This window comes from Streptomyces sp. NPDC019890, from assembly GCF_044903445.1.
Taxonomy (GTDB): domain Bacteria; phylum Actinomycetota; class Actinomycetes; order Streptomycetales; family Streptomycetaceae; genus Streptomyces.
The window spans coordinates 194858-219685 of record NZ_JBJDQK010000004.1 but is presented as its reverse complement, the minus strand read 5'-3'; the positions used below and the strand labels follow the sequence as shown (position 1 = coordinate 219685).

Annotated in this window: 25 protein-coding genes; 12 read left to right on the top strand and 13 right to left on the bottom strand. The window is 70.4% G+C overall.

Annotated features, from left to right (window positions below):
- Positions 1-37 precede the first annotated feature (37 nt).
- Together ACI2LP_RS13330 and ACI2LP_RS13325 are read left to right on the top strand one after the other, a co-directional pair.
- Positions 38-733, top strand: a complete 696-nt coding sequence (locus ACI2LP_RS13330; RefSeq protein WP_404724644.1) for a DUF3152 domain-containing protein — start codon at positions 38-40, stop codon at positions 731-733.
- A gap of 77 nt (positions 734-810) precedes the next feature.
- Positions 811-1401 (top strand): VanZ family protein, encoded by a 591-nt coding sequence (locus tag ACI2LP_RS13325; RefSeq protein WP_404724643.1) that lies wholly within the window; start codon positions 811-813, stop codon positions 1399-1401.
- Here ACI2LP_RS13325 and ACI2LP_RS13320 read toward each other — a convergent pair.
- Positions 1361-1939 carry a TetR/AcrR family transcriptional regulator gene (locus ACI2LP_RS13320; protein WP_404724642.1) on the bottom strand — a complete coding sequence of 193 codons (579 nt, stop codon included), beginning with the start codon at positions 1937-1939 and terminating at the stop codon, positions 1361-1363. The two genes, ACI2LP_RS13325 and ACI2LP_RS13320, sit on opposite strands and share 41 nt — an antisense overlap.
- 80 nt (positions 1940-2019) lie before the next feature.
- Between ACI2LP_RS13320 and ACI2LP_RS13315 the strand changes: the two genes are divergently transcribed.
- A complete protein-coding gene (locus ACI2LP_RS13315) occupies positions 2020-2688 on the top strand; it encodes a pyridoxal 5'-phosphate synthase (protein WP_404724641.1) in 669 nt (222 codons plus the stop codon).
- Here the strand turns inward: ACI2LP_RS13315 and ACI2LP_RS13310 are convergent.
- Entirely contained in the window at positions 2640-3083 is a 444-nt protein-coding gene (locus ACI2LP_RS13310; RefSeq protein ID WP_404724640.1) for a Zn-ribbon domain-containing OB-fold protein, read from the bottom strand. The two genes, ACI2LP_RS13315 and ACI2LP_RS13310, sit on opposite strands and share 49 nt — an antisense overlap.
- A complete protein-coding gene (locus ACI2LP_RS13305) occupies positions 3083-3532 on the bottom strand; it encodes a DoxX family protein (protein ID WP_404724639.1) in 450 nt (149 codons plus the stop codon). The genes ACI2LP_RS13310 and ACI2LP_RS13305 overlap by 1 nt, the downstream gene beginning before the upstream one ends.
- Before the next feature lie 150 nt (positions 3533-3682).
- On the opposite strand from ACI2LP_RS13305, the gene ACI2LP_RS13300 reads away from it, so the two are divergent.
- From ACI2LP_RS13300 to ACI2LP_RS13285, 4 genes are all read left to right on the top strand, one after another.
- A complete protein-coding gene (locus ACI2LP_RS13300) occupies positions 3683-4834 on the top strand; it encodes a flavin-containing monooxygenase (protein ID WP_404724638.1) in 1152 nt (383 codons plus the stop codon).
- 182 nt (positions 4835-5016) lie between these two features.
- Positions 5017-7248: an acetate--CoA ligase family protein gene (locus ACI2LP_RS13295; protein WP_404724637.1), complete on the top strand. Its 2232-nt coding sequence runs from the start codon at positions 5017-5019 to the stop codon at positions 7246-7248.
- Complete coding sequence (locus ACI2LP_RS13290) at positions 7245-8033, top strand: enoyl-CoA hydratase/isomerase family protein (protein ID WP_404724636.1); 789 nt, start codon at positions 7245-7247, stop codon at positions 8031-8033. Before ACI2LP_RS13295 ends, ACI2LP_RS13290 begins: the two co-directional genes overlap by 4 nt.
- Before the next feature lie 88 nt (positions 8034-8121).
- Positions 8122-8739 (top strand): flavin reductase, encoded by a 618-nt coding sequence (locus ACI2LP_RS13285; RefSeq protein ID WP_404724928.1) that lies wholly within the window; start codon positions 8122-8124, stop codon positions 8737-8739.
- A gap of 357 nt (positions 8740-9096) precedes the next feature.
- On the opposite strand, the gene ACI2LP_RS13280 is transcribed toward ACI2LP_RS13285, so the two are convergent.
- A complete protein-coding gene (locus ACI2LP_RS13280) occupies positions 9097-9747 on the bottom strand; it encodes a hypothetical protein (protein WP_404724635.1) in 651 nt (216 codons plus the stop codon).
- Between the two features lie 61 nt (positions 9748-9808).
- Entirely contained in the window at positions 9809-11173 is a 1365-nt protein-coding gene (locus ACI2LP_RS13275; RefSeq protein ID WP_404724634.1) for an MFS transporter, read from the bottom strand.
- Positions 11174-11233: 60 nt separating this feature from the next.
- Between ACI2LP_RS13275 and ACI2LP_RS13270 the strand changes: the two genes are divergently transcribed.
- Complete coding sequence (locus ACI2LP_RS13270; protein WP_404724633.1) at positions 11234-12220, top strand: GlxA family transcriptional regulator; 987 nt, start codon at positions 11234-11236, stop codon at positions 12218-12220.
- Between the two features lie 7 nt (positions 12221-12227).
- On the opposite strand, the gene ACI2LP_RS13265 is transcribed toward ACI2LP_RS13270, so the two are convergent.
- The 3 genes from ACI2LP_RS13265 to ACI2LP_RS13255 form a co-directional block, all read right to left on the bottom strand.
- Complete coding sequence (locus ACI2LP_RS13265; RefSeq protein ID WP_404724632.1) at positions 12228-13277, bottom strand: Zn-dependent alcohol dehydrogenase; 1050 nt, start codon at positions 13275-13277, stop codon at positions 12228-12230.
- Positions 13274-14464, bottom strand: a complete 1191-nt coding sequence (locus ACI2LP_RS13260; protein WP_404724631.1) for an acyl-CoA dehydrogenase family protein — start codon at positions 14462-14464, stop codon at positions 13274-13276. Before ACI2LP_RS13260 ends, ACI2LP_RS13265 begins: the two co-directional genes overlap by 4 nt.
- A 337-nt stretch (positions 14465-14801) precedes the next feature.
- Positions 14802-15713, bottom strand: coding sequence for an SDR family oxidoreductase (locus ACI2LP_RS13255; RefSeq protein ID WP_404724630.1), 912 nt, complete (start codon positions 15711-15713; stop codon positions 14802-14804).
- 83 nt (positions 15714-15796) lie between these two features.
- On the opposite strand from ACI2LP_RS13255, the gene ACI2LP_RS13250 reads away from it, so the two are divergent.
- Positions 15797-16723 carry a cyclase family protein gene (locus tag ACI2LP_RS13250; protein WP_404724629.1) on the top strand — a complete coding sequence of 309 codons (927 nt, stop codon included), beginning with the start codon at positions 15797-15799 and terminating at the stop codon, positions 16721-16723.
- 59 nt (positions 16724-16782) lie between these two features.
- Here the strand turns inward: ACI2LP_RS13250 and ACI2LP_RS13245 are convergent, their stop codons facing one another.
- The 4 genes from ACI2LP_RS13245 to ACI2LP_RS13230 all read right to left on the bottom strand — a co-directional run bounded on the left by ACI2LP_RS13245 (position 16783) and on the right by ACI2LP_RS13230 (position 20871).
- The gene (locus ACI2LP_RS13245) at positions 16783-17235 is read right to left on the bottom strand and encodes an ATP-binding protein (RefSeq protein WP_404724628.1); all 453 of its coding nucleotides are present in this window, start codon (positions 17233-17235) and stop codon (positions 16783-16785) included.
- 389 nt (positions 17236-17624) lie between these two features.
- Positions 17625-18545, bottom strand: coding sequence for an acyl-CoA dehydrogenase family protein (locus ACI2LP_RS13240; protein WP_404724627.1), 921 nt, complete (start codon positions 18543-18545; stop codon positions 17625-17627).
- Positions 18545-19678, bottom strand: coding sequence for an acyl-CoA dehydrogenase family protein (locus ACI2LP_RS13235; protein WP_404724626.1), 1134 nt, complete (start codon positions 19676-19678; stop codon positions 18545-18547). The genes ACI2LP_RS13240 and ACI2LP_RS13235 overlap by 1 nt, the downstream gene beginning before the upstream one ends.
- Complete coding sequence (locus tag ACI2LP_RS13230; protein ID WP_404724625.1) at positions 19678-20871, bottom strand: amidohydrolase family protein; 1194 nt, start codon at positions 20869-20871, stop codon at positions 19678-19680. The genes ACI2LP_RS13235 and ACI2LP_RS13230 overlap by 1 nt, the downstream gene beginning before the upstream one ends.
- 218 nt (positions 20872-21089) lie before the next feature.
- Between ACI2LP_RS13230 and ACI2LP_RS13225 the strand changes: the two genes are divergently transcribed.
- A complete protein-coding gene (locus ACI2LP_RS13225; protein ID WP_404724624.1) occupies positions 21090-22601 on the top strand; it encodes a class I adenylate-forming enzyme family protein in 1512 nt (503 codons plus the stop codon).
- An 80-nt stretch (positions 22602-22681) separates the two neighbouring features.
- Here the strand turns inward: ACI2LP_RS13225 and ACI2LP_RS13220 are convergent, their stop codons facing one another.
- Positions 22682-23167, bottom strand: a complete 486-nt coding sequence (locus ACI2LP_RS13220; protein WP_404724623.1) for a VOC family protein — start codon at positions 23165-23167, stop codon at positions 22682-22684.
- Positions 23168-23353: 186 nt separating this feature from the next.
- On the opposite strand from ACI2LP_RS13220, the gene ACI2LP_RS13215 reads away from it, so the two are divergent.
- Both ACI2LP_RS13215 and ACI2LP_RS13210 read left to right on the top strand, forming a co-directional pair.
- A complete protein-coding gene (locus ACI2LP_RS13215; RefSeq protein ID WP_404724622.1) occupies positions 23354-24403 on the top strand; it encodes an NADP-dependent oxidoreductase in 1050 nt (349 codons plus the stop codon).
- Between the two features lie 9 nt (positions 24404-24412).
- Positions 24413-24828 (top strand): MerR family transcriptional regulator (locus tag ACI2LP_RS13210; RefSeq protein ID WP_404724621.1); only part of this gene is annotated, 416 nt, incomplete at its 3' end.

Genomic DNA, 24828 nt, shown 5'->3' with positions numbered 1-24828 from the left:
TAAGAGGCGGAAAAGGAAGCAACCCCGCTGGGGGATCGTGACCTTGTGCATCGTGGTGCTGGGCGGGCTCGCGCTGTACGTCATGGCCGGGCAGCAGCACGGCAGCGAGCAGGCCGCCGCGTCGGCGGGACGTCCGGGCACCGGCGCCCAGGCCGGGCAAGAACCGAAGGTGGCGCAGCGCGGCCGCGAAACCTTCACGCGGGCGACCGGCAGCTCTCAGCTGTTCGGCAAAGGCAGGCCGTTGCGCTACGGCGTGGACGTGGAGGACGGCATCGGCCAGGACCCCGACACCTTCGCCAAGGAGGTCGACCACATCCTGGCCGACGCCAGGGGCTGGACCGCGAACGGCACCGCCTTCCAGCGCGCCGACGGGCCGCCCTACGACTTCACGGTCCATCTGGCCTCGCCCGACACCACGGACACCCTGTGCGCCAAGTACGGGCTGGACACCGGAGGCGAGGTCAACTGCAGCGGCGGTCCGGACGTCGTGGTCAACCTCAAGCGGTGGCTGCTGCTCAGCCCGTACTACAAGGGACAGCCCGACATGTACCACGCGCTGATCGTCAACCATGAAGTCGGCCACCGTCTCGGCCGGGGTCACCAGGGCTGCGCCGGCCGCGGCAAGCCGGCCCCCGTGATGATGCAGCAGATCAAGGGACTTCACGGCTGCACGCCCAACGCCTGGCCCTACGACTCCGACGGGCGCCCCATCGACGGCCCGAGCGCCCCGTAGGCCTTCCCGAGCGCCCCGTAAGCCTTCCTGACCCGTGGCCTCGGGCCGCCCACCGTGAGGAACATCGAGGAACATTCATGATCGAGGCAGTACTGCGCGCCACCCCGCTCTTCTGGCCGGGTGCGCTGCTCTCCGCACTGGCCGGGCTGCTGTGCAGCCGCCGACTTGGCCGACGGCTCGGGGCCCACCCGCTCGCCGCCTTCCTCCTGGTGCTCGCACTCGGCGGGATCGCCACGTTCACTCTGCTGCCGGACATCAACTCGCATTACCTGGACAGCCTTCGCTACGCAGAGGGCGGCTACACGGCCCAGTGGCACGCCCCTCGGCTCGCCGAACTGACCTCCGTCAACCAGAACAGCCTGAACGTGGCGTTGTTCGTCCCGCTCGGAGTTGCCGTCGCGCACATCCGCCCGGGGAAGGCAGCGGCGTGGTCAGCGGTGGCCGCGGCCGCGCTGCCCTTCGGGATCGAGGCGACGCAGTACGCCGTGCCCTGGCTGTTGCGCGCCGCCGACCTGCAGGACATCGTCGACAACCTCCTCGGCCTCGCGCTCGGGCTGTTCGCGGGGCACGTTCTCGGCCTCGTGGCCCGCGCAGCCGCCCCCTTGCGGAGAGCTCGAAACGGCCCTCCTAGGGGGAGTCTTGGAGCAGCCGCTCAACCAGGGCCGTGATCAGCTCGGCCGCCTGCTCCTCCGGGAAAACGTCGGGCAGCGTGAGGCGCTCCACCACCAGCCAGTTGGCCGCCAGATAGATCATCCTGACCGCGTCGGCGTCGCCGGGCAGACCGGAGGCCAGATGGTTGGCGACATTCGCCTCGACGTCCTCGCTGACGCGCTCGGTGAGCAACGCGCGCAGCTCGGGGCGGCGGGTGGCCTCCAGGCGCAGTTCGAGGAGGGCGAGGTATCCGGTGCGGAAGGCCGTGACCCGCTCCACCACGTCGCGCACCAGCTCCGCGGTCCGCGCGGCGGTGGCCGGGCCGGTGAACATGGCCTCCATCGTCGCGTCGTCGGGGCGCAGCCGCTCGTAGATCCGGCCGCCGGCCTGGTTGAGCAGATCGTCGCGGTTCGTGAAGTAGTTGGACGCTGTGCCCATGGGGACCTCGGCCTCGGCGTCGACGGCCCTGAAGGTGAGGCCGCGCGCGCCCTCCCGGGCGAGCACTTCGATGGCCGCGTCCACCAGCGCCGCGCGCCGGGCCAGGTTCTGCCTCATCTGCGTCCTCTCGATCACCGCACCCGGGCTGATGCCGCGCACCCGGGCTGATACCACTGCGAGTGTAGTACTTTGCCCGTATGGACAACGATCGGCAGGACACCTTCCGCAAGCTCCTGCACGCACAGCGGGTTTGGGACACCAGGCTGCCCGCCTTCGACCCGGCCGCCGCGCCCGCCGCCCCGCTGCCGCTCTTCCACCGGTGGTTCGCCGAAGCAGTGACCGCGGGCCAGACCGAGCCGCACACCATGACCCTGGCCACGGTGGACGAGCAGGGACGTCCCGACGTACGCACGCTGATGCTGCACGACGCGGACGAGCGCGGCTGGCACTTCGCCTCGCACGCCACCAGCGCGAAGGGCCGGCAGCTGGCCGCGCACCCGGAGGCCGCGCTGGGCTTCTACTGGGCCGCGCAGGGCCGCCAGATCCGCGTCCGCGGCCGGGTGACGGCGGGCGGCTCCACGGAGAGCCAAGCCGATCTGCACGCCCGCTCGACGGGCGCGCTCGCCGCCGCGCTCACTGGTCGGCAGAGCCAAATCCTCGACTCCCAGGAGGAGTTGGAGACGGCATCACGGTCAGCGTGGGAGCGGGCTCAGACCGAGCCGGACGCGCCCGTGCCGACCTGGACGCTGTACGTGCTCCAGCCGTACGAGGTGGAGTTCTTCCAGGGCGACGAGCGGAGGCAGCATGTCCGGCTGCGCTACCGGCGCGAAGAGGACGCCTGGGTACGGGAGTTGCTCTGGCCCTGAGCCGGGCGGCGGAACACCGGTATCATCTCCGCGCCCTCCCCGGCCTTGAAGGCGACCACCAGATCCATGCCGATGCCCAGCTCGCTCTCCGGGCAGCCGACGACTTCGGTCATCATCCGCGGCCCCTCGACGAGATCGACGACCGCGGCGGTGTACGGGACGCGGTCACGGAACGGCGGCAGATCATTGCGGTGCACGACGGACCAGGTGTAGAGCGTGGCGCGGCCGCTCGCCCGTTCCCAGTCGACGTCCTCGCTCCAGCAGTGCGGGCAGAACTCGCGCGGATAGTGGTGGGCCTTCCCACAGGCGTGGCAGCGGCGGATCAGCAGCCACCCGTCGGCCGCGGCGTCCCAGAAGGGGCGGGTGAAGTCGTCGACTTCAGGCATCGCGGTCATCAGAAGAGTCCGAGCGCACTGTCGAGGGACCAGGTCTGCCAGGACATGGCGGCGAGGGCGACGAACGATATGAGCGCCATCATGGCGTTCTGTCCCTGTTCCGCCCAGTCGTGGATCATCAGAATGAGATAGAGCAGATTGAGGAGCAGCCCGCCGACGAGGGCGATCGGGGTCAGGAAGCCGACGATCAGACCGAGGCCGAGAGCGAGTTCGGCATAGACGACGATGTACGCCATCACCTTGGGGCGCGGCTCGACCACCGTCCTGAAGCCGTTCTTCACAGCCGGCCACTTGTGCTTGCCCGCGACGTCCGCCGCCCAGGCGATGCCGGTGCCGCGCTCGAACCAGCCCTTCTTGTCCTTGTGGCGCCAGCTCTCCAGCCACCACAGGCCGAGACCGATGCGCAGGACGGCGAGCCACTCGGCGCCGGTGAGCCAGACGGTCTCCATCCGGAACTCCCTCTCTCCACTTTCTGACGGTACGTCAGTTCAGCGGATGCGGCAGTGCGCGCGCAAGAGGCCTGCATGCGTGATCGATTCGCAACCGATTCCCGTCTTGACCGAGACCCATCATGTAATCAGGTGATTACGCTCAGGTTCATGGCGGACGAACAGGACATCGACCTCACGAACGACCGGCCCGTGTACGTCATCGGCGGCGGCCCGGGAGGTCTCGCGGCAGCCGCGGCGCTGCGTGAACACGGCATACGGGCCGTGGTGCTGGAGAAGTCCGAGTCCGTGGGCGCATCCTGGCGCCGCCACTACGACCGGCTGCACCTGCACACCACCCGGAAGCTGTCCGGGCTGCCCGGGCTCGCGATGCCGCGGTCGTTCGGGCGCTGGGTGTCCCGGGACGACGTGATCCGGTATCTGGAGAAGTACGCGGAGTTCCACGAGCTGGAGATCGTCACGGGCGTCGAGGTCTCCCGTATCGAGCAGTCGGGCTCCGACTGGCTGCTGCACGCGACGGGCGGCCGGCAGCTGACCGGGCGCGCGGTCGTGGTGGCCACCGGCTACAACCACACCCCGCGGCTGCCCGACTGGCCCGGCCAGGACACGTACACCGGGGAACTGCTGCACGCGGGCGAGTACCGCAACGCCGCGCCGCACGCCGGCAAGGACGTGCTGGTCGTCGGTGTCGGCAACACGGGCGCGGAGATCGCGGTCGACCTGGTGGAGGGCGGCGCGGCGCGCGTCCGCCTCGCCGTACGGACCATCCCGCACATCGTCCGCCGCTCCACCGCGGGCTGGCCGGCCCAGCGCACCGGCATCCTGGTCCGCCGGCTGCCGGTACGACTGGTGGACCGGGCGGGCGGGATCATGAGCCGGATCTCCGTCCCCGACCTCACCGAACAGGGCCTGCCACGCCCGGACACCGGCCTGTACTCCCGGGTCCGCGAGGGCGCGATCCCGGTCCAGGACGTGGGCCTGATCGACGCGGTCCGCTCCGGCACGGTCGAACCGGTCGCCGCACTGGAGTCCTTCGACGACGGCAAGGCGGTCCTGGCGGACGGCACCCGGATCTCCCCGGACACGGTGATCGCGGCGACGGGCTACCGCCGCGCACTGGAGGGCCTGGTCGGCCACCTGGACGTCCTGGACGAGCGCGGCAGGCCACTCACCCACGGCGGCCGTACGCCGGCTCAGGCGCCGGGGCTGCACTTCACCGGGTTCACGAACCCGATCAGCGGGATGTTCCGCGAGCTGGCGATCGACGCGCGCAAAATCGCCAAGGCGCTGTCCAAGGGCTGAATCGCGCCGTCTCCCCCGTGCCCCGGGCGGGTAGTCAATCAGCATGAGCCCGTTCCGCCCCGGCGCCGAATCCGCGGGTCCCCGCCAGGCTTTGTGTGCAGGGATGTTCCTGACAGGTCGTCAGTTCTGTAATCTGACTATGCGTCAGTAACTTGGCCGACGAGCAGGAGCGGGGCTCAGCGATGCTTGGATCTACTCACGGCACCCTCACCTCCGACCTCCGCGCGCGCGTCGTGGCCTGCGGCGAGCACCCCCGCAATGCCGTCCATGACACGACCTCGGTCACCGCGACCGACGGCGATCTGGACGTCGGCGGGCGGCCGCTGTACGCCCCCGTGCCCGATCTCGACCGGTTCTTCCGGCCCGCGTCCGTCGCCGTCGTCGGGGCGTCCGACGGTGACGGGCGGCCCAATACCGGCATCACCCGGCAGCTCATCGACTGGGCCGAGCGCGTCGGGGCGCGGCTCCATCCCGTGCATCCCTCCCGCGCGAGCGTCTTCGGCCTGAGCTGCGTTCCCTCCATCGGCGATCTGCCCGAACAGGTCGATCTGGCCGTGCTGCTCGTCGCCGACCCGCTGCCCGTCATCGAGGAACTCACCGAGGCCAAGGTCAAATTCGCCGTCGCCTTCGCCTCCGGGTACGCCGAGACCGGGGCGGAGGGCGCGGCCGCCCAGGCGCGGCTGGCGGCCGCGGTGGAGCGGTCGGGGCTGCGGCTGCTCGGGCCGAACACCAATCTCAACGCCTTCGAGAAGTTCCGGGACGACCTGGAAGGCCCGGCGATCGCGCTCATCACCCAGTCGGGGCACCAGGGGCGGCCCGTCTTCACCATGCAGGAGCTGGGCGTACGGCTCTCCCACTGGGCACCCACCGGCAACGAGGCCGATCTGGAGACCGCCGACTTCATCTCGTACTTCGCCGAGCGACCCGAGGTCGGGGCCATCGCCTGCTATGTGGAGGGGCTCAAGGACGGACGCTCCTTCCTGCTCGCCGCCGACCGCGCGGCCCGGCGCGGGGTCCCGGTCGTCGCGGTCAAGGTCGGGCGGACCGAGACCGGAGCGCGGACGGCCGCGTCGCACACCGGCAAACTGACCGGCGCGGACGAGGTCGTGGACGCGGCGATGCGGCAGTTCGGCGTGATCCGGGTGGACGGGCTCGACGAACTCCAGGACACCGCCGCCCTGTTGGCGCGAGCCCGCACGCCCGTGGCTGACGGGGTCGTCGTCTATTCGATCTCGGGCGGCACCGGCGCGCACTTCTCGGACCTGGCGACCGCGGCGGGGCTGCGGCTGCCGCGGCTCTCCGAGGCCAAGCAGGCCGAACTGCACGCGTGGATACCGGAGTATCTGAGCGTGGCGAACCCCGTCGACAACGGCGGACACCCGGTGGGCGACTGGCGCGGTCGCAAGATCATCGACGCGATTCTGGCGGACCCGGCCGTCGGGGTGCTGATCTGCCCGATCACCGGCCCCTTCCCGCCGATGAGCGACAAACTGGCGCAGGACCTGGTGGACGCGGCCGAGGCGACGGACAAGCTGGTCTGCGTGGTGTGGGGGTCGCCGGTGGGCACCGAGGCGGCGTACCGCGAGACGCTGCTGGGGTCCTCGCGGGTCGCCACGTTCCGTACCTTCGGCAACTGCATCACGGCGGTACGTGCCTATCTGGACCATCACCGGTTCACGACCGGCTACCTCTCGCCCTTCGACGAGGCACCGCGCACCCCGTCCCCCTCCTTCCGCAAGGCGCAGGCACTGATGCGTCCCGGCAAGCAGCTCAGCGAACACGCGGCCAAGTCGCTTCTTCGGGCGTATGGAATCCGCGTGCCGCGCGAACAGCTGGTGACCAGCGCGGCGGCGGCGGTCAGGGCCGCGGGCCTGGTCGGCTACCCCGTCGTCATGAAGGCGTCCGGGACGCAGCTCGCCCACAAGACCGAACTCGGCCTGGTCAAGATCGGGCTGACCTCGGCGAGCCAGGTCCGCGACGCCTATCGCGAGCTGACCGACATCGCCCGCTACGAGGGCGTCGACCTGGACGGAATCCTGGTCTGCCAGATGGTGGAGCGAGGCGTCGAGTTGGTCGTCGGTGTCACCCAGGACGCGCTGTTCGGGCCGACGGTGACGGTCGGGCTCGGCGGGGTGCTGGTCGAGGTGCTGCACGACGCGGCGGTGCGCGTGCCGCCCTTCGGCGAGGACCAGGCACGCGCGATGCTCGGCGAACTGCGTGGCCGCGCCCTGCTCGACGGGGTCAGGGGCGGGCCGCCGGTGGATGTGGACGCGCTGGTGGAGGTCGTACTGCGGGTCCAGCGGATGGCTCTGGAGCTGGGCGACGAGCTGTCCGAGCTGGACATCAACCCCTTGATGGTGCTGCCGCGGGGGCAGGGCGCGGTGGCGCTGGACGCGCTGGCGGTGTGCCGATGAGTTCGGACGTACTCCACCGCGTGGAGAACGGCGTCTCGTGGATCACGCTCAACCGGCCCGAGGCGATGAACGCGGTGACCCGGGACCAGCAGGAGCGGATCATCGCGCTGCTCGCGGACGCCTCCGCGGACCCCTCCGTGCGGGCGGTCGTGATCACCGCCACCGGCAAGGGCTTCTGCGCGGGCGCGGATCTGCGTGGGACGCCGGTGGCCGGTGAACGCGTGGCGGGAGACGTCGCCCGTACGATCCGGCTCGGCGCGCAGCGGCTGATCTCCGCCGTCCTGGACTGCGAAAAGCCGGTGATCGCGGCGGTCAACGGCACGGCGGCCGGCATCGGCGCGCATCTGGCCTTCGCCTGCGACCTCGTACTGGCCGCGGAACCTGCCTCGTTCATCGAGGTGTTCGTACGCCGGGGGCTCGTCCCGGACGGCGGCGGCGCGTACCTGCTGCCGCGGCTGGTGGGGCCGCAGCGCGCGAAGGAGCTGATGTTCTTCGGCGACTCGCTGCCGGCGTCCGATGCCGAGCTGCTCGGTCTCGTCAACCGGGTCGTCCCGGCCGACGACTTGGCGAAGACGGCGCGCGAGTGGGCGGACCGGCTGGCGGCCGGGCCGACGCGCGCGATCGCCCTCACCAAGCAGCTGGTGAACGCGTCGCTGGACGCGGACCGGACCACGGCGTTCGCGGCGGAGGCGGCGGCGCAGGAGATCAATATGACGACGCGGGACGCGAATGAGGGGGTGGCGAGCTTCGTGGAACACCGCACGCCCGAGTACCGGGGGCGCTAGGGGGTGTCCGCAGGTGTCCAGAGCGGTCCATCCCTTCCAATCTGACGAACCGTCAGGTTCAATGGATGGCGTGATGGGACACGCAGGGATGGCCGCCACCGCCGTCCGATACCTCCGCTCGGTCGGGGCCCCCGCGGCCACCGAGCCGTTCGAACCTCCCCCGGCTACCGCTGGGAGGTACCCCCACCCGCGGCCCGATCTGCGGGCCGTTGGGGACGACGAGCGGCTGCCGGTCGAGCCGGGCGAATTCCGTCGTGTGCTGGGGCACTTCGCGACCGGGGTCACCGTCGTCACGGCGTACGACGACCACGGGCCGGCCGGATTCGCGTGCCAGTCCTTCGCCTCCCTCTCCCTCGACCCGCCGCTGATCGCCTTCATGGTCGCCCGCACGTCGACGACCTGGCCGCGCATCGCCCGCGCAGGGGCCTTCTGCGTCAACGTCCTGGGCGCGGAACAGGGCGAGCTGTGCCGGGGCTTCGCGGTCAGCGGTGCGGACAAGTTCACGGGGGTCATGTACGACCGCGCGCCGGTCACCGGGGCGCCGCGCCTCGACTCCGCACCGGCCTGGATCGACTGCACGATCCAGAACGTGCACACGGGCGGCGACCATCTGATCGTGGTGGGCCGGGTGGCGGCGCTGGGCGCGGTCGACGAGGGCGCGCCGCTGCTCTTCCACCGCGGGAAGTTCGGGCGCTTGGCGGACTGACCCCCGCGCCGTGAGGTGTGCCACCGCCCGCGTGCCCGGCGGACCGGGCGTGCCCAGCGGTCCAGGCAGACCCGGCCGGCCGTGCGTCGGGATGACCCAGGCCCAGCTCGCCGAGACTACCGGCCTTCAGCAGCCCACCGTCGCGCGCTTCGAGGCGGGCGGGACGTGCCCACCTTGCCTCTCCTGGAGCGCCTCGCCTCGGCACTCGGTATGCGGCTCAGCATCGGCTTCGAGCCGCTCGACCGAGCAAGCTGAGCAGCTGGTCGAGCAATCGGTTCGGCCCGTTCCTTGAGCAAGGGAATCCAACGCCAACGGCTCCGGCCTCCGCCGGATCTGGTCGTGGGCGGCGGCGTACGGCTACCAGTCCTCCGTGGTGATCAGCCGGCCGCCCTCGGTCTCGATCCGTAGCGTGCCCCTGTCCCCGTACGCGGCGTGGCGCCAGGCCGCGAACGCGGTGGCCACCCGGTGACCGCTCTGCGTGTCGTCCGCCGTGTAGGAGACGGTGACCACGGCCTGGTTGACCGCTCCCACCTTGCGGACCTTCACCACGTCGAACGCCAGGCCGTCGTCCGCCTTGGTGCCATGGGCGGCGAGATGATCGCGGAAGTCACGGGTCATGACGAACCATGTCGCGGACGAGCAGGGGTCATCGGCGGTGTCGTCCGTCGTACGGTCGGGCTGCTCACCGGCGTCCTCGTCGGTGGTCTCCTCCGGTACACCGGTGTCCTCGTCCGTCGGCACCTGCGGCTCGCCGGTGTCCTCGTCCGTGGTCTCCTCCGGTACGCCCGTGTCCTCGTCCGTCGGCACCTGCGGCGCGTCCCACTCGTCGTCACTCGTGTCGTCCGTCGTGCAGTCCGGCCCGGCGGACGAGGACACGGACGGGGGCGCCGCCGCCCCCTCGGACGTCCGGCCAGCCGCCTGCTGAGTACCGCACCCCGCCAGAACCGCGCAGCACAGTCCGGCCACCGCCACCTGTGCGACGGCCCGCGTCATCGACTTCGTCCTCATCGAAGCACCCCCTTGCGTGCAAGAGGGGATCAAGCTGCCCCAGGTTGCCTCCCGGCCGCGGTCAGACGGCCGCCGCGGGCGACGGGAACTCGGGCCGGCGGCGGATCACCAGCGCCATCAGCGCCGCCGCCGCGCACAGTGCGCCCGATGCGTACCAGACCATGTCGTACGAGCCGAACACGTCCCGCGCCAGGCCACCGGCGAAAGCCACCAGCGCGGCGCCCACCTGGTGCGAGGCCAGCACCCAGCCGAAGACGATCGCGCTGTCGTCGCCGTAGTGCTCGCGGCACAGGGCGATCGTCGGCGGGACAGTCGCCACCCAGTCCAGGCCGTAGAAGACGATGAAGAAGACCATCGGCGGGTGGACGGAAGGAGCCAGCAGCATCGGCAGGAAGAGCAGGCTGATGCCACGCAGGGCGTAGTAGACCGCCAGCAGACGGCGCGGCGAGATGCGGTCCGTGAACCAACCGGATGCGACCGTGCCGACGACATCGAAGACGCCGATCACCGCGAGGAGTGATGCGGCCGCCGTGATCGGCATGCCGTGGTCGTGGGCCGCGGGCACGAAGTGGGTCTGGATCAGGCCGTTCGTCGAGGCGCCGCAGATCGCGAAGGTGCCCGCCAGCAGCCAGAAGGGGCCCGTGCGGGCGGCCGAGAAGAGCACCGTCACGGCGCGGCGGGCCGCGCCCGGCACCGGTACGGGCTTCGGGGTGAACTCCTTCGCGCCGTACGGGGCGAGCCCCACGTCCGCCGGGTGGTCACGCAGCAGCAGCCAGACGAACGGCACGACGGTGAGCGCGGCGAGGGCGACCGTGATCGACGCCGGGCGCCAGCCGTGCTGCTCCACCAGCCAGGACAGCAGTGGCAGGAAGATCAGCTGGCCGGAGGCGGACGCGGCCGTGAGGATGCCGGTGACCAGGCCGCGGCGTTCGGTGAACCACCGGTTGGTGACCGTCGCCGCGAAGGCGAGCGCCATAGAGCCGCTGCCGAGGCCGACCAGCAGGCCCCAGTAGAGGATGAGCTGCCAGGACGAGGACATGAAGACGGTCAGGCCAGAGCCCAGGGCGATCACCGTGAGGGCGACGGCGACGACGCGGCGGATGCCGAAGCGGTCCATCAGCGCGGCGGCGAACGGCGCCGTCAGGCCGTAGAGCGCGAGATTCACCGAGACCGCGAGGCCGATCGTGCCGCGCGACCAGTGGAACTCGCTGTGCAGCGGGTCGATCAGCAGACCCGGCAGGGAGCGGAACGCGGCCGCGCCGATGATCGTCACAAAGGCCACGGCGGCGACGAACCACGCACGGTGGACCCGGCCGGGGTGACGGCGGGGGGCGATCGGAGTGCTGTCCTGAGCAGGGTCCTGGGCGGGTTCCCTGGCGGGTTCCTGAGCGGGGAGTCCGGTTGTCTGCGTCACGCCACACAGCATCCAGTGGCGTGTTCACGCCGGGCGAGTGGCCCGAGAGACAGCGTTCGATAGGATCGGGCCATGGGTGAGGGCGTAAGACATCGAGTCGTCGTGCTGGCGCTGACCGGGCTGCTCCCCTTCGAGCTGGGCATCCCGCACCGGATCTTCGGCCGCGCCAAGGACGCGGACGGCAACCCCCTGTACGAGATCGTCACCTGTTCGGTCCGGCCCGGCCCCGTCCGTACGGACGCCGACTTCGACATCCACGTCGAGCACGGGCCTGAGGTGCTGGCCACCGCGGACACCGTCGTCGTCCCCGCCTCCTACGAGCTGGGCCCCGTCTTCGAGGAGGGCCGGCTCACCGACGAGCTGGCCGCCGCGCTCGCCCACATCCGGCCCGGCACCCGCATGGTCGCCATCTGCACCGGCGGCTACGTCCTGGCCGCCGCCGGCTACCTCGACGGCCGCCCCGCCACCACCCACTGGTCGTCCGCCGAGCACTTCCAGCGGCTCTTCCCGTCCGTCAGGGTCGACGCGGACGTCCTGTTCATCGACGACGGCGACGTGCTCACCTCGGCGGGCGTCGCGGCCGGGATCGACCTGTGCCTGCACATCGTGCGCCGGGACCACGGCACGGCCGTCGCCAACGAGGTCGCGCGCCGTACGGTCGTACCGCCGCACCGGGACGGCGGGCAGGCGCAGTACATCCACCGGCCCGTCCCCGAACCGCAGTTGGCGACCACGGCCACCGCACGGGCCTGGGCTCTGGGGCGCCTGAACGAGCCGATCCAGCTGCGCGACATGGCCGAGCAGGAGTCGATGAGCGTACGGACGTTCACGCGCCGCTTCCGCGAGGAGGTCGGCGTCAGCCCCGGGCAGTGGCTGGTGCAGCAGCGCGTGGAGCGGGCCCGGCACCTGCTGGAGTCGAGCGACCTCTCGGTCGATCTGGTGGCCCGGGACTCGGGCTTCGGCACCGCGCAGTCGATGCGTCAGCATCTCCAGGCGGCGCTCGGTGTCCCGCCGACGGTCTACCGGCGCACCTTCCGTACCGGCAGCGGGAATTCGTGACGGATGGTCAGAAGGTGAGGACGCCGCGCGCCACCCGCCCGTGGTGCGCGTCGGCCGCCGCCTTCGCGAAGTCCTCGATCGGGTAGGTCTCGGTGACCAGTTCGTCCAGCAGCAGCTGGCCTTGCCCGTACAGCTGGGCGTAGAGCGCGATGTCGTGCTGCGGGCGCGAGGAGCCGTAGCGGCAGCCGAGGATGGACTTGTCCAGGAACATGGCCGCGGGCACGAAGGACGCCTCGGCCGTCGCCGAAGGCATGCCGAGCAGGATCGCCTGCCCGTGCCGGTCGAGCAGTTCGATCGCCTGCCGGATCAGAGCGACGTGCCCGACACACTCGAAGACATGGTCGGCGCCGGTCGGCAGGATCTCCCGTACGCCCTCCGCCGACCCAAGGAAGTCCGTGGCCCCGAACTGCCGCGCCAGCGCCTCCTTCGTCTGGTTGGAGTCGACGGCGACGATCGTGGACGCGCCCGCGATCCTGGCGCCCTGCAGGACGTTCAGGCCGATGCCGCCCGTCCCGATGACGACGACACTCTCGCCGCGGTCGACCTTCGCGCGGTTCAGTACCGCTCCGACACCCGTCAGCACACCACAGCCGATCAACGCGGCGGAGGTCAGCGGCAGATCGGCGGGGATCTTCACGGCCTGGACCGCCTTGACGACGGTGCGTTCCGCGAACGCGGAGTTGGCGGCGAACTGGAACAGCGGTTCGCCGCCGCGGGAGAAGGGCTGTCCGGGCCGGCCGATCGCCTTGCGGCACATGGTGGGGCGGCCGCGGTCGCAGTCCGCGCACGCGCCGCAGTTGGCAAGGGTGGAGAGCGAGACATGGTCGCCGGGCGCGACATGGCGGACGCCCGCGCCGACCGCCTCGACGATGCCCGCGCCCTCGTGCCCGAGGACGACCGGGACGGGGAAGGGGATCGTGCCGTCGATCACGGACAGATCGCTGTGGCACAGCCCGGCGGCGGCGACGGCGACCAGGACCTCGCCGGGTCCCGGGTCCCGTATCTCCAGATCGTCGACCACCTGGGGCTGTGTGCCGTCGAAGACGACGCCTCTCATCTCGGCTCCCTCGGTAGGCCGAGCACCCGCTCGGCGATGATGTTGCGCTGGATTTCGTCCGAGCCGCCGTAGATCGTGTCGGCGCGGGTGAAGAGGAACAGGCGCTGGAGGGCGTCGAGTTCGTACGGCTTCTCGCTGCTCCAGTCGCAGGGGCCGACAGCCGCGCGCGCACCGCGTACGGCCATGGCGAGCTCGCCGAGGCGCTGGTGCCAGCCGCCCCAGAGCAGTTTGGCGACGCTGGGGGCGCCGGGGTCGGCGGTTCCGCCCAGGGTGCGCAGGGCGTTCCAGCGCATGGTGCGGAGTTCGGCCCACTGGCGGACGAGGCGTTCCTCGAGTACCGGGTCGTCGGCGGCGCCGTTCGCCACGGCCAGGCCGATCACCCGGCTCAACTCCTCGGCGAAACCGATCTGTTGGGCGAGGGTGGACACCCCGCGCTCGAAGGCGAGCAGGCTCATGGCGACGCGCCAGCCGTTACCCTCGCCGCCGACGAGATGCTCGGCGCGGGCCTCGGCACCGTCGAAGAAGACCTCGTTGAACTCACTGGTGCCGGTCATCTGGCGGATGGGCCGTACGTCGACACGGCCCGGCTGGTCCATGGGTACGAGGAGGAAGGAGAGGCCGTGGTGGCGCTGCGAGCCGGGCTCGGTGCGCGCCAGCACGAAGCACCAGTCGGCGTCCTGCGCGAGGGAGGTCCAGATCTTCTGCCCGCTGATCCGGTACGTGTCGCCGTCGCGCACCGCGGCGGTCCTGATCCCGGCGAGGTCGGACCCGGCGCCGGGTTCGCTGTAGCCCTGGCACCAGAGTTCGTCGCCGCGCGCGACGGCGGGCAGGAAGCGGTCCTTCTGCGCGGTGGTGCCGTGAGCGATGAGGGTGGGCGCGAGGAGGTTCTCGCCGATGTGCCCGACGCGGGAGGGGGCGCCGGCGCGGGAATACTCTTCGGCCCAGACGACCTGTTGGGTGAGGCCGGCTTGCCGGTTGCCGTAGCCGGGCTCGGCCCAGCCGATCCCGATCCATCCGGCGGCGCCGAGTTCGCGCTCCCAGGCGCGGGGGGTGGCGCCGCGCTCGAGCTCGCTGCGGGGGCCGCCGGGCCGGTCGGCTTCGGCGTGGGTCCCGCCGAGGTGTTCGTCGAGCCATGCGCGGGCGTCCGTGCGGAACGCTTCGTCCAACGGGCCGAAAGCGAAGTCCACGTCTCCTCCAAGGAGTTGAAGTTCCCCCTTCCCGTAACTGGGGCTTCGCCCCAGGCCCCGGGACGCCCTCCGGGCGTGTCCTCAATCGCCGGACGGGCTTGATTTGCTCGGGTCAGTCCGAAACGGCAGCGGGGCCAAAATCAAGCCCCGCCGGCGATTGAGGCGCGGGGTCTGGGGCGGAGCCCCAGGGCAGGGCGTAAGCCGGCCGAACTATCCGGCCCGCCGAACAAATCAAGCCCCGCCGGCGTTCGAGGCGCTGGGGGTCCCCCACGCCCGCAGGGCGTCGGGGCGGGTTCGGGGGCGGAGTCCCCGTCCGGGGTACGGGGTGGAGCCCCGGCTAAGCGTTGGGGCGGTCCGACGACGACGCCGCGCGGGCCATTTCCTCCAGGCGTTCCAGCATCGGCATCGGGTCCACCCCCACCGTCCCCGGCAAGAAGTCCGCGATCTTCTCCGGGGTCCATGCGCCCTCCGCGTAGCCCGCCCGCAGTTCCCTCGGCTGTGCCCACACCGCGATCTTCGGGCCCGCGATCGTGTACACCTGGCCCGTGATCCGCTCCTCGCGAGCCCGGTCGGAGAGCAGATAGACCACCAGCGCCGCCACGTCCTCCGGGTCGCCGATCTCCTTCAGTTCCATCGGGACGTTCGCGGACATGCGCGTACGGGCCACCGGCGCGACCGCGTTCGCCGTTACGCCGTATTTGTTCAGGCCCAGCGCCGCGCTGCGGACCAGCGAGATGATTCCGCCCTTCGCGGCGGAGTAGTTGGCCTGCGCGACCGATCCCTGATGATTCCCGCTGGTGAAGCCGATCAGCGTTCCGCCGCCCTGTTTGCGCATCACTGCCGACGCCGCGCGGAAGACCGTGAACGTGCCCTTCAGATGGGTGGCGACCACCGGGTCCCACTCCTCCTCCGACATGTTGAAGAGCATCCGCTCGCGCAGGATGCCGGCCACGCACACGACCCCGTCGATCCGCCCGTACTCCGCGAGCGCGACGTCCACCAGACGCTGGCCGCCGGCCATCGTGGAGATGTCGTCGGCCACCGCCACCGCCTCGCCGCCCGCCGCGACGATCTCCTTGACGACCGCCGACGCGACCTCCGACGTCGGCTCACCGCCCTCGATGGAGACGCCGTAGTCGTTGACCACGACCCGCGCACCCTGTGCCGCTGCCGCCAGTGCCACCGCCCGGCCGATGCCGCGGCCGGCACCCGTCACGGCGACGACCTTGCCTGCCAAGAAGTTCCCCACGCCCGGCCCCTTCCCGCAGTTTCTGACGGACCGTTAGATTCTACGGTCAGTCAGATACTCGAGCACAAGCCCCAGGAGGCCCGATGTCACTCCCGGCCGAGTTCCACGAGATCGCCAAACGCGTGAACAACTGGGGGCGTTGGGGCGCGGACGACGAGATGGGGACGCTGAACCTGATCACCGACGCGGTGGTCAAGGACGCCGCAGGCTGCGTACGGAGCGGGCGCCGCGTACCCCTCGCGCTGCCCCTCCACCAGGACGGCATCCAGACCGGCCTGATCCCCGGCCGGGTCAATCCCCTCCACACCATGGTCCAGATCAACCAGGAGCTCTTCGGGCCCGGCACCGTCGCCACCAGCGACGACGCCGTGACCATGGGACTGCAGGCCGCCACCCACTGGGACGCCCTGACCCATGTCTCGCACTCGGGGAAGATCTACAACGGCCGCCCCGCCGACACCATCACGCCGCACACCCGCGCCCGGTTCAGCGGCATCGACAAGGCCCCGTACGTCGTCTCGCGCGGTGTGCTGCTCGATGTCGCACGCGCCAAGGGGCTCGACCGGCTGCCCGGCGACCATGCGGTGACGCCCGAGGATCTGGACGAGGCAGCGGAGTTCGCCGGTCTGACCATCAGGTCCGGCGACATCGTTCTCGTACGGACCGGACAGGTCCAGGTCTGCATCGCCGGCGACAAACACGGCTACGGATATCCGTCCCCGGGGCTGTCCGTCCGTACCCCCGAGTGGTTCCATGCCCATGATGTCGCCGCCGTCGCCAACGACACCCTCACCTTCGAGATCTTCCCGCCCGAGATCGAGGACCTCTGGCTGCCCGTGCACGCCCTCGACCTCGTCGAGATGGGGATGCTCCAGGGCCAGAACTGGAATCTGGAGAACTTGTCCACAGCCTGTGCACAGGAGAAACGGTACGCGTTCCTGCTGTCCGCGATGCCCGAGCCGTTCGTCGGTGGAACCGGAACCCCCGTTGCCCCGGTCGCGATCCTTTGAGGGCGCACCGCCCTACGGTGCGGTGGCAAAACCGTCCTGCGATGCAGTGGCGAAGCGTCCTACGGCGCGGTGGCGAAACCGCGCACCGCTCGCTCGTACACAACCTCCGGCGCGCCCCTGTCCACCTCGCACCAGATGGACTTGCCCGCGCCCTCCGGCTGCCAGCCCCACCGGTCGGCGAGTCCGTCGACGAGCTCAAGTCCTCGGCCGTTGGTGTCGTCGCCCTCCGCGTGCCGCGGCCTGGGCGGGCAGGCGCTGATGTCGGCGACCTCCACCCGGACGGTCCCGGCCTCCGCCACCCCCGCGCCGAACAGCATCCGCAGCACTGCCGGACAGCCGGTGTGCACGACCGCGTTGGTGACCAGTTCCGAAATCAGCAGGATCAGCGTGTCGGCCAGCGGCTCGTCGTCCCCTATCCCTGACCCGAGGAGCCGTGAACGGGCCCACCTCCGAGCGCGTCCCACCTCTGCCGGGTCGGGCCCGACCTCCAACTGAACCTGAAGCACCTGCACCGCTCACACCATCCGAACCGGCGGACACATCGCCTCGCGCCTCGACAAGGTCCTCGACCAGGTCACCGAACGTGACTTCTTTGCGAGACAGCATGGTTGACGTACAGTCACCGCAACAAGCGCTTCGGGCATATTCCAGCGCGAAGGAGTACCCGTGGTGCATACTGTGCGACGCATGTTGCGGGGAGTCGAACCGATGCTCGGAACCCGTACGCCCCGGGCGCGAACAGCACGCTCTCCCGGGCCTGGAGCTGCCGCACAGGCAACATCGTGAGCACCCTGCTTCGGAACCACTCGCATCCCACGGAGAGTACCGGAGCACTGCCCCGACTCCGGGCCGTGACAAGTCGCTCGAAGGACACAACCCGGTATCGACGCACAGTGACGCTTCAGAGTGCTGAGGCCAAGGCATCTGCCTGAATCTCCTCCGCCTCCGCCGCGGTCAGCCACATCTGCCCACGCAGCCACGCCCGCTTGAGATGCAGATGGACGTCCGCCTCCCAGGTGAAGCCCATTCCTCCGTACACCTGGAGGCAGTCGCGCGCATTGCGGACGGCCGCCTCGTCGGCGAGCAGCTTGGCGCCGGCGATCTCGGTGAAGTCCTCGGTGACGGCCGCGGCGTAGACGGCACTGCGGGCCACCTCCGTGCGTACGAGCATCTGGGCACACAGATGCTTGACCGCCTGGAAGGCGCCGATCGGCTGCCCGAACTGTTCGCGCTCCTTGGCGTACCGCACGGCCGTCTCGGTGGTGCGGGCGGCACTGCCGAGCTGCTCGGCGGCGGTGAGGAGGATCGTGTCCGGACGCGGCGGCGCCTTCGGCCCGGGCGAGATTCGGTGCAGCGGGGTGAGCGGGTCCACGGAACGCACCGGCCGGGCATGGGGCAGGTCCTTCGGATTTCGCCTGCGCATCCCAGTGTCATGGATCACCAGGGCGGCGTCCGCGTCCGCGAAGTGCGGTATCAAGGCGCGCAGTTGGGTCGCACAGGTGACCACATACGTGCCGTCAGCCGCCTCCGGCATCCACTCGGCGGCCACATGGGTCGCCACCAGCGGGCCGTTCAGCAGCGCCCGGCCCGCCTCCTCGAAGACCAGGACCGCCTCGGGCAGGCCGAGCCCCGCTCCGCCCCTCTCCTCGGGCAGCCGCAGCGAGAAGAACCCGGCCTCGCCGAGCTCCCGCCACAGCTGCCGGTCCACCGTTCCCTCACGGTCCACGGCGGCCCGCAGGGCGTCCCGCCCGAAGCGCCCGCCCAGCAGCTCCCGTACGCCCCTCTGCAGCGCGCGCTGGTCGTCGGTCAACCGGAAGTCCATCAGCGCCCCTTGGGCAGGCCGAGTATCCGCTCGGCGACGATGTTCTGCTGGATCTGCGAGGTGCCCGCGGCGATGGTGTACGAGAGCGAGGAGAGCCGGTCCGCGGCCCACTGCCGGTCCAGGTCGAAGGCATCGGGCCCGAGCACTTCGGCGGCCGCCTCGTACAGCTCCTGGCGGGCGTGCGAGTAGCGGAGCTTGAAGACCGAGGCGCCGACGCCGGGCACCGAGCCCGTCTGCTGGGACTCGCTGACATTCCACTGGATCAGCCGCCACAGCGCGGAGAACTCGGCGTGCAGACGGCCCAGCCCCCGGCGCAGCACCGGGTCGTCCCAGGTGCCGTTCTCGCGGGCGGCCGCGGCCAGTTCGCCGAGCGTGCGTCGGCAGGCGACGACCTCTCCGACGAAGGCCGTGCCGCGCTCGAAGGAGAGGGTGACCATGGTGACGCGCCAGCCGTCGTTCTCCGCGCCGACCCGGTTGGCGACCGGCACCCGGACCTCGTCCAGGAACATCTCGGCGAACTCCGCCGACCCGGCGAGCGTGCGCAGTGGCCGGACGGTGACGCCGGGCGCGTCCATCGGCATGGCGAGCCAGGAGATGCCGCGGTGCCTCGGCGCATCCGGGTCCGTACGCACCAGCAACTCGCACCAGTCCGCGACCTCGGCGTGCGAGGTCCAGATCTTGGCACCGGTGACGACATATGCATCCCCGTCCCGCACGGCCTTCGTACACAGCGACGCCAGGTCCGAGCCCGCGTCCGGCTCGCTGAAGCCCTGACACCAGATCTCGTCGCCGCGCAGGATCGGGTCCAGCCAGCGCCCGCGCTGCTCGGGCGTGCCCTCGGCGGCGATGGTCGGGCCCGCGTGCAGCAGACCGACGAAGTTCGCGCCGACGTAGGGCGCGCCCGCCCGCTCGGTCTCCTCCAGGAAGATCAGCCGCTGGGTCGGGGCCGCCTCCCAGTGGACGTCCGCGTACCCGGCGTCGTACAGCATGCGCTGCCAGCCGGTGTCGTACGCCCGGCGGCCCGGCCAGTCGAGCGGGTCGGGCCGCGCGGGCAGCTTCGGCAGCGAGAGGGCCAGCCACTCGCGCAGCCGCGCCCGGAAGTCCTCTTCCTCCTCGGTGTACGTGAGGTCCATCAACGGTCCAGGCCGAGATCGAGCATCCGGATCGCGTTGCCGCGCATCAGCTTGTAGACGGTCTCGTCGTCGAGGCCCTTGACATGGTCGAGGGCGACTTCCCTGGTGTGCGGGAAGGTCGAGTCGACATGCGGATAGTCGGTCTCGAAGGTGGCGTTGTCGCGGCCTACGACGTCCAGCGAGGCCACGCCGTGCTTGTCGCGGAAGAAGCAGCAGAACATCTGCCGGTAGTAGTACGTGGACGGCGGCTCGGGGATCAGATCGCGCACCCCGCCCCAGGCCCGGTGCTCGTCCCACACGTCGTCGGCGCGCTCCAGGGCGTACGGGATCCAGCCCATCTGGCCCTCGCTGTACGCCAGCTTCAGCCGCGGGAACTTCACCAGCACACCGCTGAACAGGAAGTCCATCATCGAGGCCATGGCGTTGTTGAAGCTGAGCGCGGCCTGCACGGCGGGCGGCGCGTCCGGTGATGCGGCGGGCATCTGGGAGCTGGACCCGATGTGCATGTTGACGACGGTGCCGGTCTCCTGGCAGACCGCGAAGAACGGGTCCCAGTACCCGGAGTGGATCGAAGGCAGCCCGAGATGGGTCGGGATCTCGCTGAAGGTCACGGCCCGCACGCCGCGCTCGGCGTTGCGCCTGATTTCGGCGACCGCCAGGCCGATGTCCCAGAGCGGGATGATGCACAGCGGTATGAGCCGGCCGCCGCTGTCGCCGCACCACTCCTCGACCATCCAGTCGTTGTAGGCGCGTACGCAGGCGAGGGCGACCTCCTTGTCGTGGGCCTCGGCGAAGGTCTGCCCGCAAAAGCGCGGGAAGGTGGGGAAGCAGAGGCTCGCCTCGACATGGTTGAGGTCCATGTCCTTGAGGCGTTCCTTGGGGTCCCAGCAGCCGGGCCGCATCTCGGCGCGGGTGATGCCTTCGAGCGTCATGTCGTCGCGGTCGAAGCCGACGGCGGCGATGTTGCGCTTGTACGGGAACGTGAGGTCCTCGTAGATCCACCAGTCGGTGGGCGGGCCGTCGGGGTCCATCGTGATCCGGTACTTGCCGGCGACGTAGGCGAGCTCGCCGATTCCGGCGGTGAGCGGCTTGGGGCCGCGGTCCCGGTACTTCGCCGGCAGCCAGGTCTCGAAGAGGTGGGCCGGCTCGATCACATGGTCGTCGACGCTGACGATCCGAGGAAGTTCGGTCATGGTGTCCCCTCCGCCGTGCCCTGAATCCGAAGCTGAATCCGAAGCTGAACCGGTGCTGAACCAGTGCTGAATCTGAAGCTGAACCGGTGCTGAATCCGATGAGTGAATCTGATGACCCGTCAGAAATCAGGCTAGCTCCGCACCCCTGGACCGACAAGGCGGTGAGCCCTACGCTCTCGGCACGATCTGACTGTCCGTCAGCAACGAGGGGGTACGGCATGAGCGAGACCGCACACGCCCTGGGCGAATCGCGCACGCTCTGGGAACTCGTCCAGCGCAGGGCGGCGCTCACCCCGGACCGGCCGGTGTTCATCCAGGACGACCGCAGTCTCACCTTCGGCGCGCTGCGGGAGCGCTCCGAGCGGGTCGCGGCCGGGCTCTACGAGCTGGGCGTGCGGCCCGGCAGCGTGGTGGCCTGGCAGCTGCCGACCCGGATCGAGACGGCGCTGCTCTCCTTCGCGCTGGCCCGCATCGGAGCCGTACAGTCGCCGGTCATTCCGTTCTACCGGGACCGCGAGGTCGGCTTCGCGCTACGGGAGTCGAAGGCGTCGTTCTTCGCCGTGCCCGGCACCTGGCGAGGCTTCGACCACGCGGGCATGGCGCACCGGCTGGCGATGGAGCTGCCGGAACCGCCGCTGGTCCTCGACGCCTACGACACACTGCCGGACGGCGATCCCGCGGTGCTGCCGCCGCCGCCCGCGTCGGGGACGGACGTGCGCTGGATCTACTGGACCTCGGGCACCACATCGGACCCCAAGGGCGTGCTGCACACGGACCGTTCCCTGATCGCGGGCGGGGCGTGCCTGGCACACGCACTGCATCTGTCGGCCGACGATGTCGGCTCGATGGCCTTCCCCTTCGCGCACATCGCGGGGCCCGACTACACGGTGATGCTGCTGCTGTACGGCTTCCCGGCGGTGATGTTCGAGCACTTCGCGCTGCCGGATGCGCTGGAGGGGTATCGCAGGCACGGGGTGACGGTGGCGGGCGGCTCGACCGCGTTCTACTCGATGTTCCTCACCGAGCAGCGCAAGCAGCCGGACCAACGGCTGATTCCCAGTCTGCGGCTGCTGGCCGGGGGCGGGGCGCCCAAGCCGCCGGAGATCTACCACGCCGTCGTACGCGAGATGGGCTGCCGGCTCACCCACGGCTACGGCATGACCGAAGTACCCATGATCACCATGGGCGCGCCCGACGACACGGCGGCGAACCTGGCCACGACGGAGGGGCGGCCGCCTGCGGGCATGGAGATCCGCATCGTCGAAGGAGAGGTACGGCTGCGCGGCGAGGCGGTGTGCCAGGGCTATCTGGATCCGGCCCAGACGGCAGAAGCGTTCGACGGGGAGGGCTTCTTCATCACCGGCGACCTGGGGCAAGTGACCGAGTCGGGCCACCTGGTCCTGACGGGACGGCTCAAGGACGTGATCATCCGCAAGGGCGAGAACATCTCGGCGAAGGAGATCGAGGACCTGCTGCACGAGCACGCGGGGGTGGCGGATGTGGCGGTGATCGGGCTGCCGGACGAGGAGAGGGGGGAGCGGGTGTGTGCGGTGGTGGAACAGGTCGAGGGGGCGGAGGAGTTGAGGCTCGAAGCTGTTACGGCGTACTTGCGGGGGCGGGGGTTGTCGGTGCACAAACTGCCGGAGCAGCTGGAGGTGGTGGCCGCGTTGCCGCGTAACGACACCTTGCGGAAGGTGCTGAAGTACAAGCTCCGGCAGCGGTTTTCCTGACGGTGCTGCGCCGACGGGCGATCCTCACCCGCGCGTCCCGGCTGAGCGTTCGGTCCGGCCACCGCGCGCACGGCGACCGGTCACCCGGCGGCGGCCAGGCGGCGCCGAAGTTCCCCTTCCGAGACGTCTTCCATGTGGGTCAGAAATACCCACATGTGACCCGAAGGGTCCTTGAGGATGACGGTGCGGTCACCGTGGAACATGTCCTTCGGCGGCTGGAGGATCTCGGCGCCGGCTGCCTCCGCGCGCTCCGCCAGGCTGTCGACGTCCGGCACGAAGACATGCAGCGTGACGGACGTGCCTCCGCCGAGCGAGGCCGGCGCGGCGAAGGAGGCGGCCTCCGCCTCGTCCACGCTTGCGTCGCCCAGCATCAGGACCGACCGTCCGATAGTGATCTCGGCGTGCAGAATCCCGCCTCCCGGAGCGTCGATCCTGAAGTCCTCACGGGCGCCGAACGCCCGCTGGTAGAAATCGATCGCCGCGGCCGCGTCGTCGACCATGATGTGCGGGATCACGGCATAGCGATACCGGTCGGGGATCTCGATGTGGGCTGTGCGCTCGGTCATGGCGAACCTCCTTGAAAGGCACCGCGGGTCGGTTCCTGCGGCTCTACAAGGAACCTAGAAGCTCAAGTTTGGTTGAGGTCAAGCGTCGATGTGACGCCGCAGGGGTCTGCCTGCAGGCCCTGCCCCGGCCGCCACCGGCCGAACGGCTTGACCTTCACGCATGGGTCAATCCCTAGCGTCGTCGGCATGGACGCATCTTCGAAGAGCACAGCATTCTCCGGCCGCTCCGGCACCCACCGCACCGGCCGGGAGGTCCGGCTCGTCGCACGGCCCAAGGGCCTGCCCACTCCAGGCGACTTCGAGATCACCGAGGTCGCTGTCCCCGATCCCGCACCGGGTCAGGTCCTGGTCCGCAATCTGTTCATGTCGCTCGACCCCGGCATGCTCATGCTGATCGCGGGCGAGCCCGGCCTGCCGATGCCCCGCTACGAGGTCGGCGAGGTGATGTACGGCGATGCCGTCGGTGAGGTGGCCGCCTCCGCGGATCCGTCACTTCGCGAGGGCGACCTGGTGATGCACCGGCTCGGCTGGCGCGAGTACGCCGTGGCGCAGGCAGGGCTGTTCCGCCGCGTCGACCGGGATGCCTACCCGACGCCCTCCACCTACCTCGGTTTCGGACTGGTCGCCTACGTCGGGCTCATGGACGCGGCGGAACTACGGCCCGGCGACACCGTCTTCGTCTCCAGCGCGGCGGGGGCGACCGGAAGCATGGCCGGCCAGATCGCCCGGCTCAAGGGAGCGGCCCGGGTGATCGGCAGCGCCGGATCGCGGGACAAGGCCGCCTATCTGACCGGGAAACTCGGGTTCGACGCGGCCTTCGACTATCACGACGGCCCGATCACGGACCGGCTGCGCGAGGCCGCGCCCGGAGGCATCGACGTCTATTTCGACAACGTGGGTGGGGAACAGTTGCGCGCGGCGATCGAGCTCATGAACCCGCATGGACGCATCGCCGTGTGCGGAGCCCTGAACCGGCAGAGCAAGGCCGGTCCCGACGACGGGCCTGGCGACCTCCTCAGTGTCCTGGGCAAACGCCTCACCATCCGCGGCTTCACCGTGGGCGATCACCTTGAGCGCGCTCCGGAGTTCGGCGCGCAGTTCCGCACCTGGCTGCGGGAGGGCGCGATCGTCTACGACGAGACGGTGATCGATGGGCTGGCCAACGCACCGCGGTCCCTCCTCGATCTCGTGAACGGCGCGTACACCGGGAAGACGGTGGTCCGGCTGGGGAGTTGACCTTGACGTGTGCGTGAATCCGTACGGTCGGACTCGGAGGTGGCTGCAATGCTGATCGGTGAACTGGCCGCGGAGGCCGGGACCACGACCCGTGCCCTGCGTTACTACGAGGAGCAGGGCCTACTGGAGTCCGACCGTACGCCGGCGGGTTATCGCCGGTACGAGCCCGACGCGGTACGCAGGGTCCGCAACATCCGTGAGCTTCTGTCCTGCGGGTTCACCGTGGAGGACGTGAAGTCCTTCCTGGCCTACCTCGACGCCGATCTGCCCGAGGTGTTCTCCTACTCACCGCTGTGGGGCGGCGGGGGGGGGGGGGGGGGCCCCCGGGGGGGGGGGGGGGGGGGGCGCAAAGCGAGCCACACCCACCAGCGCGGCCGTGGCGTGCACCCGGTGGCCGGGCGGGGGGCCCCCCACCACCCCCCACA